This window comes from Phycisphaerae bacterium, assembly GCA_012729815.1.
Lineage (GTDB): Bacteria > Planctomycetota > Phycisphaerae > JAAYCJ01 > JAAYCJ01 > JAAYCJ01.
Genome location: JAAYCJ010000159.1, coordinates 1 through 17,863, shown reverse-complemented (window position 1 = coordinate 17,863; position 17,863 = coordinate 1). Strand labels below are relative to the sequence as shown.

The window sequence follows — 17,863 nt, the reverse complement described above, 5'->3', positions numbered from 1 at the left end:
GGGTCGAGGCAGAGGGTCTCGTCCACGTCGACGATCACCGGGATGGCGTTCGACGAGGCGACGGTCGCCGAGGTGGCGAAGAACGTGTAGGCGGGCACGATGACCTCGTCACCCGCCCCGATGCCCAGGGCACGGTACGCCGCCACCAGGGCCGAGGTGCAGGAGTTGACGGCCAGGCAGTACTTCGTACCGATCAGGCCCTTCATGGCCTCCTCAGCCGCCGCCACCCGGCTGGGCTTGGGGTTGTAGTACCGAAACAGGTGCGGACCTCCGACGTTTGGCTCGGCGGCGAGCAGATCCTTGATCTTGCCCTTGGCCTCGGCTGAGAGATCCCACATGTCAATGATTTCCCAGAGCTCTTCCCGCCCGATCTTGGGGGGCAGAGGTCCGATCTTTTCGACGGCCTTGGGGCCGCCTTCGCTGGCGAGTGCCGGTCGATTCATGGTCAGCTCCTTGCACTTGAATGCACACTTCTTTTGGATAAGCCCTTTGTTTTCAACGATTAATAACCGGGCGGATCGGCCACGGTAATCAGTTCGAGCGGTTCGGACCCGAGGTTGATGGCCCGGTGGCGCCATCCGGCTTTGACGTAGAACGCATCCCACTTGCCCAGTTCCCAACTGCCGCGGTCCTCGATCTCAAGCCGCGCCGGTCCGCCCCCGATGACCAAGCCGCCCAAATCGAAATCGTGGGCCTCCCATGTGGGTTCGGTCTCAAAGGGCGCGATGAGCTCATGCACCATCCCGAAACGCAGGTCCTCACGCTTGGGGAAAAGCAAAACATATCTTCTATGAGCATCAGTGATAGGCTTCGTCTCGGTGGCGGGGAAGACCGGGCTCTGTTCCGATCCCGGATTGGCCGCGAAGAAGTCGGCGAAGTTGGTCCCAAGGGCTTTGAGGATCTTGTGGAGCGTATCGAGCGTGGGGCTGGATTGCGATTTTTCGATGGCCGAAAGCGAAGCCGGCGATATCTCAGCCGCGCGGGCAAGTTCCCGCAGGCTGACTTTCGCCTGCTTCCGCAGTTGATTCAGGTGCTGTCCAAGGCTTTGGGGGTCCACCGCACCATCCTGACGTTACCGGTTTCTGTTCGGAATACTGAACGATTAGCGGTCAGAGTACAGGAAAACCGAACACGAGTCAAGAGGGAAAATCGCCTTCGATTCGCCGTGTGCTTTCCCCCCTTTACCGCGGTTTTCCCCGCCACTACAATGCCAGCTTTGTATCTGAAGGAGATTAAGGCGATGGCGACGCTGAAGGTACATATGATCGGCAACGCCCACCTGGACCCGGTGTGGCTGTGGAACTGGCAGGCCGGGGTGGATGAGGCCCTGGCCGCCGCGTTTTCGGCGGCGAACCTGCTCGATGAGTATGACCAGTTCGTGTTCACCCGGTCGGACATGTGGTTTCACCGGATCGTGGAGGACCTGAACCCCGAGCTGTTCGAGCGGGTGCGGCGGCATGTCGCGTCCGGGCGCTGGCAGATCGTCGGCGGCTGGTACATCCAGCCGGACTGCAACCTGCCGACCGAGCAGGCATTCCGCAAGCACATCGAACTGGGCCTGCGCGACGCACGGGAGAAGTTCGGCGTCGACGTGACGATCGGCTACAACGTGGACAGCTTCGGTCACGCCGGTTCGCTGCCGCGGATTCTGGCAGAGAACGGCTACGACTCGTACGTGTTCATGCGGCCGATGAAGCACGAGAAGGAACTGCCGTCGAACATCTTCCGCTGGCGGGCGGCGGGTTCGGATCACGAGCTGATGGCGTACCGGATTCCCGTGGCCTACACCTCGCCCGCTCCGGACCTGCGCGAGCACATCCTCAAGACGGTCGAGGAGGTCGATCCGTCGATGGAGCATGTGATGTGCTTCTACGGCGTCGGCGATCACGGCGGCGGACCGACGCGCCGGCAGATCGAGTACATCCTCGAGCACCAGACGGCGTTCGACGGGTTGGAACTGGTTTTCTCGCACCCGCGGGCGTTCTTCGACGCGATCAAGTCGCAACGCGAGAAGCTACCGGTGGTCGAAGGCGAACTGCAGATGCACGCGGTCGGCTGCTACACCTCGCTGCGACGTCTCAAGGCTGAGATCCGCACGGCGGAGCACAAGCTGATCGCCGCGGAAAAGACGGTCGAGAAGCTGCCCGACTGCGCCGATCCGGACGCTGCAGCGAAAATCGACAAGGCGTGGGAGGACGTGCTGTTCAACCAGTTCCACGACACCTACGGCGGAACGTGCCTGAAGTCCGCGTATCCCGACATCTTCGACCAGATCGGCCGGGCCCGTGCGGTCGCCGACGCTTTGGTCGTCTCGGCCACACGGCGGCTCTCGACCAAGCAGCCGCCGGTCGCCCTTTCGGATGACGCGCTGGCCTACGCCGCGGTCTTTAACCATCACGATAAGCCGTATCGCGGCTATCTGGAGCACGAGTTCTTCGGCATGACCGGCCGCAAGGCGCATCTGGTGGACGCCGAGACGAACGAGCCGCTGGCCACACAGATCTTGCCGGCGGAGTCCAAGAGCAGCACATCGCTTCGCGTGCTCTGCCCGATCGAGTTGGCGGCTGGGCAGACCAAGCTGCTGCGCCTGTCGCCGGACGGGCACGCGGTCAGAAAGTCAGACATTCGCGCCAAACGCTCGGGCATCACCAACACTCACTGGCGGGTTGAGTGCGACGAGAAAGGACTGACCCTGACCGACGTCGCCTCCGGTAAGATCGTCACCGTCACTGTGGCGGTGCTGGAGGACCTCTCCGACACCTGGTCGCACGACGTGGTCCGCTTCCAGGGCCAGCCGCTGGGACCATTCAAGCGCAAGCGGGTGTTGCTGGAGGAGGCCGGTCCGGTCCGCGCGTCGCTGGCGTGGATCGGGCAGTTCAAGAACAGCCGCATGCGCCTCCGAGCCCGGCTGTACGCGGGCGACCCGTTTGTCGAACTGGTGCTCGACCTGTTCTGGGGCCAGCAGAAGACGCTGGCCAAGATGATCGTCGAGCCGGCCGGCCCGATCGCCGAGCGGATCGACGGAATTCCCGGCGGCCGCCAGGACCGTCCGCTGAGCGGCGCGGAGTTCCCGCTGCACGATTGGACGCGGCTGCGATCGGCCGACGGAACCGACCTGGGCCTGATCGCCCCGGAGGTCTATGCCATCGACGTCGACCAGCAGGAAGCCCGGCTGACGCTGATCCGCAGCCCGCGCTACGCCCTGCACATGGACGATGTCCCCGAAAAACAGGATCCCGCCCAGTTCCCCAACGACTTCCTCGACCAGGGCGAACACCGCTATCGGTTCCTCCTGCGGACGGGGCAGAACATCGATCTGGAGCAACTGGCCAGGATCGCCCTCCAGATCCAGCAACCGCCGGTCCACTGGGATCCGCCCTACCGCCGCAACTGGCCGTAGGCGGCGAACACGAGCAGCCGCCACTGGGTTTACATCCTCAGCCGCAGGAGGTATCCTGAAGGCATCGACGGTGATGCGCCCGGCGGGCCCGACCATTCTTACCAGGAGGCCGGTGATGGGAATGTGGCTGCTTCGGCGGTGGCTTTTCTTGCTTCTGGCGGCGGTGACGGTGTGCGTTGGCGGCTGCGGAGGCGGCAACGGCCCAGCGGACGACGACACCGACCCGGCCGACTCGAACACCCGGATCTTCGGCGTGGTCTACAGCGCAGCCGACGACTCGCCGATGGAGGGCGCGCGGGTGACCGTCGACGGCGTGACCGGACGAGTGCTCACCGACACCCAAGGCCGCTTCGCGTTTTCGGTGCCAACCGGCGGAACCTACGCGGTGACCGCGCAGGCCACCGGCTACACCTACGCCCAGCGGCGGGCCGAGGTCGGCGACGGCGAGCTGGTCGCGGTGCCGGAGATGTTTTTGACCCCGCTGGACTCCCAGGCCATCGTCATCGGCCCGGGCGGCGGAACCGGGTCCAACTCGGATGACTCGATCCAACTGGTCGTGCCGCCGGGCGCTCTGGCCGCGACGACCGAAATGCGGGCGACGTGGTTCCGCCGCGGCAAGGACCTGCCGAACTTTCTGCCGGAACTCACGCATTTCACCTACGCCTGCGAACTGACGCCGGACGGCACGACCTTCCGCAGCCCAGCCACCGTACGGATGCGTAACACCCGCGGCTTCGCACCGGGCACGCAGATTCCCGTCGGCGTCTACAGCAGCACCACGCTGGTCTGGACGCACGAATCGATGGGAACGGTCTCAGCCGACGGCGAGTGGGTGGAATTCGACGTCGAGCACTTCTCGCCGCGCGACTGCAACCTCGGCTGGACCGCCCCGTCCGACGGCGGCGAAGCCGATCCGACCGACCTGACCAACATCACGCGGATGAACAACCAGAACTGCGGCGCCGTTCGGGCCGGTTCACAGGTCGGCGTCCTCGACGGGCACCTGGCGATCGACCACACCATCCCAGCCTACCGCACGCTGGATACGTGGCGGGCGGTCACGCTGCAGTACAACTCGAACCGCGTCTCGACCGATCCGCTCCTGGGCCTGAGCTACGACATTCGCGACACCGGCACGCTCGTGCCGCAGCGGATGCGCTTCACCGCTGAAATCGGCGGCCGGCGGATCGAACGCTACTTCACACCCATCGAAGGCCCGATGTTCTTCTACTACCGCTGGGACGGCCGCGACGGGCTCGGCCGCGAACTGGCTGAGGGACATTACCGCTATTCGCTGACCCTGGCCAACGAATACCAAGCCGAGTTCTCCACCGTGCCCGAATTCGGCGGCCCGGCCATCGGAAGCACCGGCGTAATCGCCGACGAATACGTGGGTTTCGCCAGCACGTACACCGGCGTGGTTTTCCTTCGCCGCCCGGCGGAGGACCCCTGGCCGATGGGCGTGGGCTGGGGCGTGGTCGGCCATTATCGCCTCACCGACGAGGACGAACAGGTCACGATCACCAGCGGCGACGGCAACATATACACCTTCGCCTTCGAGGGCGAGGGCCGCTACACCACGTCGCGCGGCGATTTCTCGAGTCTGCGCCGGACCGCGACGGGCTACGAGTGGACTCTCCGCGGCCGGACGCGAATCACCTTCAACACCGAGGGCCTCGAGGTCACGCAGGTCGATCGCAACGGCAACACGATCGCGTTCACGTACCATCCAGGCACCAGCCGGCTGGCCACCATCGCCGATCCGCTCGGCCGAACCACCACGTTCGCCTATGACGCCGGCGGACACCTCAGCTCGATCACCGACCCGTACGAGCGGAGCACGCAGATCACCATCGACGGCGACGGCGACCTGGTGACGATCGTCAATCCCGACACGAATACGCGGAGTTTCACCTACGACGACGATCATCAACTGCTCAACCAGACGGACGCGGGCGGACAGGTCACCGCGTATCGCTACAACGCCGCCGGGGCGGTCGAACAGGTGGACCGGCCGGACGGCTCGTTCACCCAGCACACCGCGGTCGGGGCGATCGGCACGATCAACGGCCTGGCCGGTACGGCGGGCTCGGCGGCCTCGCCCGCGACCATCGCCAACTCCAGCTACACCGACGGCGAAGGCGGCCGATACGACTTTGTCGTCAGCCCGTTTGGTACCCGCACCGCGATCACCGATCCGCTGGGACGGACAGTGGAGATGGCGCGAAGCGCCGACGACCAGGTCACGCAACTGGCGAGCGGCGAGAGCAAGACGACCACCTACGTCTACGACTCGCAGGGCAAGCTCACGGAGGTGTCCGGCCCCGTCGAGGCGGTCGGCGTCTCCGACTCGCTGCGGATCGACTACGACAGCGAAACCGGACTTCCCGAAACGATCACCGACGACGCGGTCGGCGCCTCCGCCGAGTACGATTACGACGCCAACGGCAACCTGATCGAAACGACGACCATGGACGGGCGGACCTTCACCTTCACCTACAATGAGCGCGGCCAGCGCGAGACCGCGATGATCGACGGCCGAACCGCCCGCTTCGCCTACAACGACGACGGCAACCTCGAAAGCGTCACCGACCCGAACGGCGGGATCTGGAGCTTCGCCTACGATACCTACGGCAACGTCAGCCGCGCCACCGATCCGGACGGCCGGCAGTGGACGGCGACATACAACGCGATGAACCTGCGAGAGACGGTCACCGACGGCGAAGGCAACACGGTGCGGTTCGCCTACGACCCAGCCAAGGGCAGCGTGGACCTCGACGGCTTGGGACCGGTCGCGGTGATCGCCTCGATCACCGACGGACGAAACAACGTCACCGAATTCGGCTACGACCAGATGTACCGCCTGACCGAGGCAACCGACCCGCTGGACCACACGACGCGGTTCGAGTACGACGGCGAAGGCCGGCTGACCGCGGCGATCCGGCCCAACGGCCGCCGCGTGGACTACGAGTACAGCGACGCCGGCGAACTGGTCAGCCGCACGTTCGACGAGGCGGACGCGACGACCTACACGTACGACGCCGAGACGGGCCTGCTCACGCAGATGGCCAATGTTGCGTGCCGGATCGACCTGGCCTACGACTGGTACGAACTGCTGACCGAGGCGACCACCACGTTCCTGCCGTCCGGCTTCGCCGCGTCGGTCGGCTACGAGTATCGCCAGGCCAACCAGCAGGAGTCGATCGTGACGCTGTCGGCCGGCGACGACTACACCGAATTCGCGATCGACTACGGTTCGGATCGCGGCTACCTGCCGGCCAACCTCTACGGCGGATCGTGGTTCCAGTTGCGCTACGATTACGACGCGGGCGGACGGCTCGCCGGATGGGATGAACTCTCGACGGTCGAGGCGACGGCGACGTTCACGCACGACGGAGCCGACCGGCTGACCGGGTCCACCTACTCCGGCACGGACACCGCGGCGTATGCGTGGACCTACAGCGGCGCGGGCTATCTGCTCGAGATGACCGACCCGGACGGGACGCACGAATTTACCTACGACGCCGCGGGACGGCTGACCGCGGCTGCGCACCCAACGGCGGACAACCCCGCTGAGGCCTACAGCTACGATGACGCCGGCAACCGGCGGATCGCCGGACAGGAGAGCGAATTCACCTACGACGCAGCCAATCGGCTGACCGCGGATCCGACCTGCGACTACGGCTACGACAACGCGGGCAATCGGATCACGGCGACGCATCGCGTCTCCGGCGCGATAACCCGCTACACCTACGACGCCGAGAACCGGCTGATCGGCGTGGAACTGCCCGACGGCCGCGACATCGCGTACACCTACGACCCAGCCGGCCGGCTGGCCACGCGCGATCTCGACGGCCAGATCACCCGCTACGTCTACGACCGCGACAACGTCCTGGGCGAATTCGACGGCGACGGCCGCCTCGTGCGCCAGTACGTCAACGGCCTGGGCGTCGACCACCTGGAGGGGATCAAGGAAGGCGGTTTCCTCTCGCCGGACAACTACCTGTGCCACTCCGACCGTATGGGCACGGTCATGGCCCTGGCCGACATGAACGGCGCGGTGGTCCAGTCGTATCGCTACCAGGCATTCGGCCAGCCGGTTGCCGCCGGCGGCGCCATCGACAACCCGCGACTCTTCGCCGGCCGCGACTACGACGAGGCCACGGGCCTCTATCAGCTTCGCCAGCGGTTCTACGATCCGACCACCGGAAGCTTCCTGCAGCGCGACCCGGTCCCGGTGCTCGGCGCCACTTCGCCCTACGCCTATGCCTTCAGCAGCCCCACCCGCTTCCGCGACCCGTACGGCCTCGACCCCACCATCGAAGCCCAGGCCGGAGGCCTCTGGACGGTCTCGTGGGAGACCGCCGTCAAGCCCGCTGGACAGCAGCTTCATGGCATGCTCGCCGAGACCGTGGTCACCGAGGCCCCGCCGATACTCCACGAAAGCCTGCCCGACATGCCCGGCGCCGGCTCAGCCGTCAGTACCGCCATCGGGCAATACTACCAGTGGCGCGACGTGATCGGCGTCTGGCGATCCGACAACCCCCTCGAGGCGGGCATCTCGTGGTGGACCTCGCAGTGGTGGAACCCGGTCCGCGGCATGGTCGACCCGTTCCTGACCCTCGGCGGCACAGTGCCGCGACATCAGGCCCAAATCGCCCCGGTCTGCGGCTTCCGCTCCGGACTCGGCGCGTTCTTCGCCCCGCAACTCGGCCGGTCCAGCCACCTGTACTCGCGATGATGAATGCGCGCCGACACCGCCGAAGACGGCCAACGGTCAGGCAAACGTCTTCCGCATCCGGTCGGTGTAGTAGCGAACCAGGTCGTACTCAGCGTCCGGGGCGATCCGGTGGTCCGGGCACGGAATAAAGCCGCCGAGCTCGACCAGCGGCTTGAGCCGCTCGATCTCCGCGTCGATCGCGGCGCGGTCTTTGGCGAAGACGGTTTTGTTCATCCCGCCGACCCCGCGCAGCCTGCGGCCGAACTGCTCGCGCCACGGCTGGATCGAAGCATCCCACGTGCCGACCTCGATGGGAAACATCGTGTTCACGCCGTTTTCGAACCACACCGGCACCAGCGCGTCGATCTTGCCGTCGCAATCGAGCGAGACGATGTCGATGCCGTAGCGGCCCAGCAAATCGGTGATCCGCTTGTAGTGCGGACCGACTCTCTCCGTAAAAACCGACGGCGCGATCAGCGGACCGTTCTTGAAGCAGATGTCTTCCCAGAAATGGGCAAAGTCGAACTTCGCGCCCTTCTCGAGCGTGTACTTCGTCGTCCGATAGCACAGGTCGGCCACCGTGTCGATGATCTCAGCGAATAGGTTTTCGTCGTCCATCATCAGATAGCAGGACCCTTCGACGCCGAGCATGTTGCGCACCACGCCGTAGAGGCTGCCGCAGTGCAAGCCGTACGGGTAATCGCGGCTGTCGGCCTGGAGAAACTCGAGCCCGCCCTGATCGAAGCGGAGCATCTGGTCGTTGGCCCGCACGTACGCGTGCTCGACCCGCTCCGGACTAAACTCCAGCCGCCACTTGTAGTGCTCTTCCCACGACGGACGATCCACCAGCGTGTGCTTGATCTCAGCCGGGATCGAACCGGCGTCCGGCCGCTGAAGCACCACCACGCCCTCCGAGTCCAGAACGTGCTTCGAGCCGTCGGAAAATTCCTCGACCACGCGGACCTCGAAGGTCGGGCTCAAATACGTGGCGGGCGAAAACGTGCTGTAATAGTCAAAATCGAACCCTAACTGCCCGCTGAGCTGGGCGTCGCAGACGTTGCCGTCGGACCAGGTCTCCGCGATCTGGCGGCGGATGTGGCCCTGGCGGGCCCACTTGGCCAGCGTCTCGCTCCAGAAACCGAAGTGAACCACCGGCAGGCGGTCGTACGGCTGATAGTGGAGCACCGCGGAGGTGCGCTGGCGGTTGGTCATCGGCTTGGAGGCGTTCTCGGCCATTGGCTGTTCCTTCAGTCTTGTCCTGGTTGGCAACCGTCACGTCGGAGCCGATTATAGTGACGGCCAACCGAGAAGCAACGGACCTGCCAGGATCGGGTGACGATCGCGGCGCAGACCGGCATTCGCGGCATGCGGTGTGATATCGACCTGCCGAGCGCGATGCCCTCCGGACCCCAGACTGGAAAGAAGAGGCCGGACCGTACGACATGCCAGAATATGCCTTAGCCGCCATCGATAGCTTGCAAATCACTGCAACATAAATATTTACAGCAAAATATCGGGTCTTGACGGAATGGAGCGGGTTTGGTACTATGCCGAGGAAACACGGAAACACCGCGACCGGCCGTGTGGCGATGCAGGAAAGGTGTCCGTTTGGCAGATCCATCCCAGGTTGGTATTCAGGAGTGCGTAATGCGAAGGTCTTTTTCGGCTGTGGCGGTCTGGTTGTTGGTCGGGGCGAGCGCGGTGGCGGCGGGGCCGTTGGCGGAGGGCAAGTTCGTCACGGTCAAGGATGGGCATCTGTGGTACGACGGCCAGCGGCTGCGGTTGTGGGGGACGAATTTCGTCTGCGACGTCAAACGGCAGGGCAAGGACCTGGAGCTGACGTTCGAGCGGATGGCGGATGCGGGGATCAACGGGGTGCGGCTGAACCTCTTTGATGGAACGTTCCTGGAGGGCGTCGAGGGGCGGACGTACCCGATCGTCCCGGTGGTCAAGGACAGCGGCAGCGCGATGGACCGGCTTGACCACGCGATCGCCCTGGCCAAGCAGCACGGGATGTTCTTCTGGATCTCGCTGAGCACCTATCGCCATCCGACCGAAGCGGACTACGACGCGATGCCGGACGACGGGACGCGCGAGGAGTGGAACCAACTGATCAAGGAGGACGTGTTTGGCCACATTGTCTACTACGACCGCCGGGCTGAGCGGGTGTTCGAGGAGTACGCGCGGAGCCTGATCGAGCACGTCAACCCGTACACGGGCAAGCGCTGGGCCGATGAAGAGGCGATCGGGCTCTACGAGGTCTTCAATGAGAACGGCTTTGTGGAGCAGGTGCTTCGCACGACGCCGACCGGGATCAAAAAGAAGCGGCTGACTCAGCGGTGGAATGAGTGGCTCAAGGAGCGGTACGCGACGCAGGAGGCGCTGGTCGCGGCGTGGGGAAATCTCAACGAGGGCGAGTCGCTGGCCGACGGCACGGTCGAGTTCGCCCCGACGCTGGCGGGCGTGCAGGTCGAGAAGGCGGGCTACCAGAAGGAGTTCGTGGTCAAGGAAGGCGATCTGGGATCGTACCCCTACGCGCGGGGCGAGGACGTGGTGCGATTCGCGGTGGAGCTGTACACGGGCCATACGGCGCGGTTTATTGCGTTCCTGCGATCGCTCGCGCCGGAAGGCGTGGGAATCAACGTCGTGCCGGTGACGCCGACCGGGCGGTTCGGCAACAGCCTCCAGAACTACTGGGCGGCGACGTGCGGCGATTTCGCTTCATACGGAATCTACGGCTTCGGCATGCGGCCGTGGGAGGTCAAACCCGACGACCCGTACTACCCGTACGTGGTCCGCGTCAACGGCCATCCGCTGATGGAACAGCCGATCGATCTGGTGCGGGTGCCGAACAAACCGCACCTGATCTACGAGTGCAACGACAGCCGGCCGAACCCGTACGCCACCGAGTTCTACGCCCGCATGGCGGCCTTCGCCTCATGGCAGGACTATGACGGAGTGTTCTGGTTCTACTGGGACGATCGCGGCTACCAGCCGACGTTGACCAGCGACCAGGACTATCTGAACGTGCGAATGCCGATTCCGGATACGAGCTATCCGAACGCGGGTCTGATCATGGCCAACGACGAAGCCGTGCTGGCCGCGTCCAAGGCGGCTGGCGCGCTGTTCAGGAGCGGGGCCCTGCCCGCCGCTTGCGAGCCGGTGACCGCCACGTTCGGCCGCGACATCCTGCTGAACCTGGCCCACCGGGGTCTCGGTCCGCTCGAGGACACCGGCGGCATGGACCTGGCGCTTCGCCAACATGTCTGGCGTCGCGGGCTGCGGACGGTGTTCGATCCGGAGGCCGATACGGTGCTGCCGGAGGCGAGCTACGGCGACGAGCCGCGGATCGCGATGGGTCCGGTCGCGCAGTTCGACTGGAGCGATCGGCGCGGGTTCATCCGCGTCGACTCGCCGTCGGCCAAGATGTACACGGGGTTCCTCAAGCCGAGCCTGGTTTTCGACGGCGGCGTCGAGGTGCGTGGGATCGACCGGCAGTTTGGGATGATCGCCCTGGTGGCCCAGGACGGCCTGCCGCTGGAGCGGTCGCGGAGCATATTGGTGGCCGCGATCTCGCGGAGCCGCAACACCGGCATGGAGATCACGCCGGAAGCTTTGAGCACCAAGGACCTCTGGCAGCAGGGCCTGGCTCAGATGTGCGGTCGGCCCGGCGCCGCGCCGGCGGTGGTGGATCGGATCGACTGCGAAATCCGCGCCCCGTGGCTCGCCGGGATGAACTACGAAAAGCGGAGCTTCATCCGCGAGACGTTCGAGAGCGGCAAGCTGGGTTCGGGCAAGCTCGTGCTGCGCGGCTACGAGCCGACGTTCTACGCCCGGCTGACGCGGCCGGCCACGCGAGCGGTGAAGAAGCTTTTGATCGCGGGCAACAGCATCACGCGCCATCCGCCGGCTGATCATCTCGGCTGGCAGGGCAACTGGGGCATGGCCGCGACCGCGCCGGAAAAGGATTTCGCCCATCGGCTGCACGCTTACCTGTGCGAGGCCCAAAGCGATCCCAAGCCGGAGCTGATCATCGAGAACCTCTTCGAGGGCGACGGCTTGGCCGGCAAGGAGAACCTCTTTGCCGCTTTCGCATCATACCAAGCGGACCTGGTGCTCATCCAGGTGGGCGACAACACGTCGCTGGACATCGCCAACGAGGAGACGCTGACCAAGCCGTACGCCAAACTCCTGGCCATGCTCAAGGAGGCCAATCCCGACGCCCTGGTCTGCGGGGTGAGCATGTGGGGCGCGTGCCCGCAGCGGAACGCCCTGATGAAGGCGGCGTGCGACGCCCAGGGCGCGCCGTGGCTTTACATCAGCCACCTGATCGGCGACGAGCAGTACCGCGCGGTCTCGGAAGGCCACTTCGAAAACGGCGGGGTCAACTGGCACCCCGGCGACCGCGGCATGAAAGCAATCGCCGACGCGCTGTGGACCCAGCTTCGGCCGATGCTGGCAGAATAACCACCCGTCACCGGCTTGGCGGCGTTGCGGTCCACGGCATTCTGAGAAGCGTGAAACGCCGAATCGCCGCCGACAACCGTGAATCGCTGAATTCTGGAGCTTGAGGGGCAAAGCCCCAAGCAAGATGGGACGGTGCGCCCTGAGGCGAAGAGCCGGAAGAGAGAAAACACCCTTGACAACCCATCCACCGTTTGGTAAGTTGTTTTCGCGGATCAACCCTCGGGCCAACCGGCATCAGGAGGCCCAAACGTCAACGCCAACGGCGGCAAGACAACCTCCAGCGGCCCGATTGAAACCAAGCTATCCGCGCGTAGAGCTTGCCTCCGCGCTTCGCCCGCCTCGGGATCACGTCACTCGCAGGCTGTACTCGGCCAATATGCATCCAGAATCACGGCATCAGTTCATGGATGGAGGTCAGCGATGGGAACGTCGAAACGAATCATCAGTGTGTGTGTGTGGATAATTGCACTACTGCTAACGGGCGTCTTCTGCGCCGGGCCGGCCATTGCCGCTGAGACGGCGATCGACCCCAATCAGGTGGGTGTCGAGGAACTCAAGGAGATTCTGGCCGAGATCGTCGGCGAGGACTTCGTCTATCAGGAACCCGCGCCCGCCCCCTTCGTCCCAAGGACCGATCCGACGCTGGCCTCGCGCGAAGATCGCCTGACCTGTTGCCCGATCGCCACAGACCAGCCGACCTTCCCCGCCACACCCCAAGACTACCTCGCGTTCCGCGCCCAACGCGACGCCCTGACCGCTAAGTCGCAAACCACAGCCGACCAGCCCTCCTGGCCGGTCAATCCGCCCTCCCGAACTTTCTCGGCCGCCCTTGACGGCGGCACGCGCAGCCTCGTCGAGGTCAACTCCGATATCACCGCCAACGTGATCTGGACCGCTGACAACGTCTACCACGTCACCGCCGACGTCAACGTCCAGGCCCTCCTGGTGATCGAACCGGGAACGACCGTAACCTACAGCGTCAACGGCTGCCTGCTCGTCAACAGCGGCGGGGTGATCCTCGCCCGCGGCACGCCCGCCAACCCCATCGTCTTTACCTCCGACGCCGCCTCGCCGTCCTGGGGCGACTACTACTGCCCGGTCGTGATCGAACCGACCGCTTCGGTCTCCAGCACGGTCAGCTTCTGCGTGATCGAGTTCGCCTACGTCGGCCTGATCACCCAGGACATCCGCCTCGATGAGCCGCTGCACGATAACTTCATCTACTATCCCTGCTTCGGCATCGGCCAGACCGGCACCGACCTGACCGACGTCCTGAACAACCAGATCGTCACCGCGTACTATTGCGGTATGGACATCGACCTGAAGTCAACCACCAGCGCCGAATCGCCCGATACCACCATCGCCATCCGCAACAACACCATCGACAATCCGCGGTACGACGGGATCGTCGTCCACGGCGCCGCCTACCCGGAGAACGCCGGCGCCGTCGAGCTCGTCAACAACCTCGTCTCGCGGTCCTACGCCGGATACGGCGTCGCCCTGGTCGACGGCTCCATGGCTGCGGTCGCCCTCTGCACCGGCTACTACGCCAACGCCGCCAACAACAACTTCGACCAGATCACCGGCTTCCAGGAATACTACCCGCAAATCGTCCTCGAAGACCCTTACGACCCGGGCGCCGGACCGCTGGAGGGTTACTTTCTGGATCGCTACTCGCCGCTGGTCGATACCGGCTGGGGCGCGATCGGCCTGACCGATCCGCAACTGACCGGCTCAGCCACCTCAGCCGACCGCGAACCCGACGCCGGCCCCCTCGATATCGGCTTCCACTACTCCAACTTCGACTTCGCCAACGTCGGCGCCGCCACCTACCTCCAAGCCGACATCAACCGCGACGGCGAGGTCGGCGTGGGCGACCTGGGCATCCTCGCCACCCAGTACGGCCAAACCACCGCGCCCGGCTACAACTACCTGGAGGCCGACATCAACCGCGACCGCGAAGTCGGCGTGGGCGACCTGGGCATCCTCGCCACCCAGTACGGCCAATCCGGACCCGCCCGACCCAACATCGCCGTCACCGTCGACGGAGATCCTAACGAACTCAGCGGATTCTTCTCCATCACTGCTGGCGGCTTTGATAGCGAGACGGAGCAGATGTTCGTGTTCCTTGATGGCAACCTCGTGGGAGAAGTCATCAACTTCGACTACGGATATACGATTGCCCTGGAGAGTTACGCCTACCTAAACGGTCCTCATGAGTTGAAGGTGATAGCCGTCACATCCGGATCGCCCATCGCTCTGTCTGAGAGACTCGAGGTCAACTTTTCGAACGGCCTCCACTGCTTGACCGCGAGTGATAGCTTCAAGGAGGGAAGCGACTATCGTCTTGCCGCTCTCTATGAAGGGGTGTATGATCTTGTCATTGCACTGGTTGGAGTGGATGACGCGATCCGTTGGTCGACCGGAGGCACAGGTAGTTCGGTAAACATCTCCGTTCCGGCCGTAGCGTTTGGAGACGAATCGCTCCTCCGAATCGTTCTGAGTGAACAGGCGTTTGGCGAACGTCTGTCAGGAGAAGGCAGAGATGATGAGTATGACGAATTCATCAAGGAAGTCTCGAAGAAGTTTGAACCCTATGATTACGATGGTCCCAGCGATGTAAGGGTTCTGATAACACTGCCCGACAAGGCGGTTACCAAGAACAGATGGCCCGGCATCAAAAAGGTGATTACTGCATGCAAGGATCAAGGATTGCCATATTGTGTGCTCTACCATAAGAACTGCACCTGGTTCAACGTCAAGTGGATGCTGATCGTTCCCAACAATCTCTCTCACTGGTATCACCTGGGGCACGGACACTATCAGATTGGCAAGAAAACACCGGAGGACCGAACAAACATTGTGCTCTACGACAAGAGGGTGTTCTCCTATCTCAAACGCGATTACGAGACTCCTCCGCCGGACTACAGGGAATTGCCCGATGGGTGGGAAGAGAATGGAGCTTCGATGATGGAGTGCCGTTTGTGGTACAAGAGCAGGCTTAAGATCGTTCAAATCGACTCTTGTTACAGTGCACGCAACTACGATTTTGCTCAAGCTTGCGGTTCGCTAAGCGGAGTACAAGGGCAAGACCAAGTCTACCTCGGCTGGCACCATGAAGCCCATCAGGACAATTACCTAACAGCGTATTACACCTATGTGGGGGCCTTCTGGCAATACCTCGGTTGGGATTATACTGTAGGGGACGCCTTGACGCAAATCAACATCGAACATGCCGGTCTGGTTCACCCACGGGAGAATCTCTGGTGGTATGGCTGTGGCATCCCTGGACTACTCAAACTACATTAGGAGACTTCGCGTGGCGGCGGCCAAGCATGTCGGGTTGGTGATTGGGTTGGCGGCGTTGATCCTTCTGGCGTGGATGCTGGCGAAGGGGAGCCGGGGTCCTTACGACCGCGTCCGGTCGGGCCGGCCGCAGGACCTTCGGCTGGGCGAATATGCTACGATGGAGGTTGTGGGCGACGATGGGAAGGACCACGGGCCTTTGGGAGGCATCTTTCGGTTCAAGGATCGCTCGTACATCGACGGGTTGATCCGCGTGCTTCAGGAGGCTGCGGAAGCCGACCAGGACTGCGTCGGCGGCTATCTCTTGTTCCTTCGAGACGACAAGAGCGGCGTGAGCATTCGATTCTTCGTAGATGCCGAAAAGAACCAGGTATGGGGCGACAGCTGGCGGAGCGAGGAGGTCTGCGAGATCATGAGGAAGTGGCAGTGGGGCCCTCACCCAGGAACTGGGACGGCCCCACCCAATCCCTTCTTCACCCGACCGAGCCGGATATTTCCCACCTCCGGGCCGGCCGGTCAGGAGGGACAGAGATAGCCGGCATAGGCATGCTTGGACCGGCTGCGGCGTGAATCGAAAGGGGGACGCCGCTAGTATTGACACGGACAGGCCGTGGCAGGTACAGGTCGCGATGATCCGTCCACTTGGGAGTCATTGAGGGTTGATTCTGGGAGACAAGGTCATGAAGAGATTGGGGATTTTGCTGGTTTGTATCGGTGTGTTGTCGCCGATAACCGGATGCGGCGGCAAGAAGTTAAGCCGCTCGTCGGAGCGCGAGGCCCTGGTGGAGGCCACCAATACTTTCACTTTCGACTTGCACCGCAAGCTGGTCGAGGACGGGACGACAGGGACGGGAGGCAACCTGTTCTCCTCGCCGCTTTGCGCCTCGATGGCGCTGGCCCTGGCCTACGCCGGGGCGCGGGAGCAAACGGCGCAGCAGATGGAAAAAGTGCTGGGCTTGGAATCGCTCAAGCAGCGGGTCCACCCGGCCTACCACGACCTGCTGGTGAGCCTCCGCCAAGGGGCGGAATCGCACGACCTGTACCTGGGTTCGAGGCTCTGGGCCCACGAAGGCCTCAAGTTTCGAGATGAGTTCGCTCGGACCCTCCGCCAGTGCTACGGCGAGAAACCGGCGGCCGTGGATTTCGAGCACGATCTGGCCGGCGCCCACGACGCCGTCGCCAGGTGGGTGCGCGACACCACGCACGGTCGGATCAAGGACGCAGCCGTTTCGCAGGGAGTGGACACGCTGACGCGAATGCTCCTGACCAGTGTGATCTACTTCAAGGGCAGATGGAAATATGAATTCAACCCAGATGCAACCGATGACGAGGAGTTTCATCTTCTGACAGGCGAGAATGCCACAGTCTCAATGATGCATCAGGCTGGCAGGTTCAAGTATGCATTTCTGGACGGCTGCAAGCTCCTGGAAATGCCATACACGGGAGAGGAGGTATCCATGACTCTGATTCTCCCAAATGGTTCCTTACCGGACTTCGAGGAAGGACTCACATGGAAGACTGTGGCAAATTGGATGGATAAGATGGAAGTCACAAAAGATGTTGACGTGAAGATTCCGCGGTTTCGCATGCAGACGCGGATGCCGCTCACTGAGGTCCTGCAAGCCATGGGGCTTACCGATGTATTCATAAATCCGGACTTCTCGGCAATGACGGGTGGAACAGCCGGGCCACCGATCTCCGCCATCGATCAGGAGGGATACATCGACGTCAACGAAGAGGGCACGGAAGCGTACGTGGTGACCCGTGGTTCATGGTTCATCCGATCAGGCAAGGAGACTCCCGTCTTTCACGCCGACCACCCGTTTGTCTTCCTTATCCGTGATCTGCGGACCGGCAGCATTTTGTTCATCGGCCGCTTCGTCGACCCAAGACACCAAGCCGAAGCCGAGTCGTGAGTTCGACGGTTGCCGCCGCTTGGTCGGCGGGATCGAAACGGGGACGCAGCTAGT

9 protein-coding genes are annotated in these 17,863 nt (G+C 63.5%); 6 read left to right on the top strand and 3 right to left on the bottom strand.

What is annotated here, in order from left to right; all coding sequences use genetic code 11:
• Both GXY33_10615 and GXY33_10610 read right to left on the bottom strand, forming a co-directional pair.
• Positions 1–338 (bottom strand): aminotransferase (locus GXY33_10615; protein ID NLX05584.1); only part of this gene is annotated, 338 nt, incomplete at its 3' end.
• 164 nt (positions 339–502) lie between these two features.
• Positions 503–1,057, bottom strand: a complete 555-nt coding sequence (locus GXY33_10610) for a helix-turn-helix transcriptional regulator (protein ID NLX05583.1) — start codon at positions 1,055–1,057, stop codon at positions 503–505.
• A gap of 183 nt (positions 1,058–1,240) precedes the next feature.
• On the opposite strand from GXY33_10610, the gene GXY33_10605 reads away from it, so the two are divergent.
• Positions 1,241–3,400 (top strand): hypothetical protein, encoded by a 2,160-nt coding sequence (locus GXY33_10605; protein NLX05582.1) that lies wholly within the window; start codon positions 1,241–1,243, stop codon positions 3,398–3,400.
• 115 nt (positions 3,401–3,515) lie between these two features.
• The gene (locus GXY33_10600; protein ID NLX05581.1) at positions 3,516–8,141 is read left to right on the top strand and encodes a hypothetical protein; all 4,626 of its coding nucleotides are present in this window, start codon (positions 3,516–3,518) and stop codon (positions 8,139–8,141) included.
• 36 nt (positions 8,142–8,177) lie between these two features.
• Here the strand turns inward: GXY33_10600 and GXY33_10595 are convergent, their stop codons facing one another.
• Positions 8,178–9,332 carry a hypothetical protein gene (locus GXY33_10595; GenBank protein NLX05580.1) on the bottom strand — a complete coding sequence of 385 codons (1,155 nt, stop codon included), beginning with the start codon at positions 9,330–9,332 and terminating at the stop codon, positions 8,178–8,180.
• A gap of 435 nt (positions 9,333–9,767) precedes the next feature.
• Here GXY33_10595 and GXY33_10590 point away from each other — a divergent pair, with 435 nt between their 5' ends.
• From GXY33_10590 to GXY33_10575, 4 genes are all read left to right on the top strand, one after another.
• The gene (locus GXY33_10590; protein ID NLX05579.1) at positions 9,768–12,587 is read left to right on the top strand and encodes a hypothetical protein; all 2,820 of its coding nucleotides are present in this window, start codon (positions 9,768–9,770) and stop codon (positions 12,585–12,587) included.
• Positions 12,588–13,007: 420 nt separating this feature from the next.
• On the top strand, positions 13,008–15,896 hold the full coding sequence (locus GXY33_10585; protein ID NLX05578.1) for a hypothetical protein: 2,889 nt from the start codon (positions 13,008–13,010) through the stop codon (positions 15,894–15,896).
• A gap of 10 nt (positions 15,897–15,906) precedes the next feature.
• The gene (locus GXY33_10580) at positions 15,907–16,428 is read left to right on the top strand and encodes a hypothetical protein (GenBank protein NLX05577.1); all 522 of its coding nucleotides are present in this window, start codon (positions 15,907–15,909) and stop codon (positions 16,426–16,428) included.
• Between the two features lie 145 nt (positions 16,429–16,573).
• The gene (locus GXY33_10575) at positions 16,574–17,809 is read left to right on the top strand and encodes a serpin family protein (GenBank protein ID NLX05576.1); all 1,236 of its coding nucleotides are present in this window, start codon (positions 16,574–16,576) and stop codon (positions 17,807–17,809) included.
• Positions 17,810–17,863 lie beyond the last annotated feature (54 nt).

What these genes read in the sequence shown, in the direction of transcription:
- GXY33_10595 (NLX05580.1), bottom strand. Translation starts at nt 9,332, where the DNA reads ATGACCAACCGCCAGCGCACCTCCGCGGTGCTCCACTATCAGCCGTAC.
- GXY33_10585 (NLX05578.1), top strand. Translation starts at nt 13,008, where the DNA reads ATGGGAACGTCGAAACGAATCATCAGTGTGTGTGTGTGGATAATTGCA.
- GXY33_10590 (NLX05579.1), top strand. Translation starts at nt 9,768, where the DNA reads ATGCGAAGGTCTTTTTCGGCTGTGGCGGTCTGGTTGTTGGTCGGGGCG.
- GXY33_10575 (NLX05576.1), top strand. Translation starts at nt 16,574, where the DNA reads ATGAAGAGATTGGGGATTTTGCTGGTTTGTATCGGTGTGTTGTCGCCG.
- GXY33_10605 (NLX05582.1), top strand. Translation starts at nt 1,241, where the DNA reads ATGGCGACGCTGAAGGTACATATGATCGGCAACGCCCACCTGGACCCG.
- GXY33_10600 (NLX05581.1), top strand. Translation starts at nt 3,516, where the DNA reads ATGGGAATGTGGCTGCTTCGGCGGTGGCTTTTCTTGCTTCTGGCGGCG.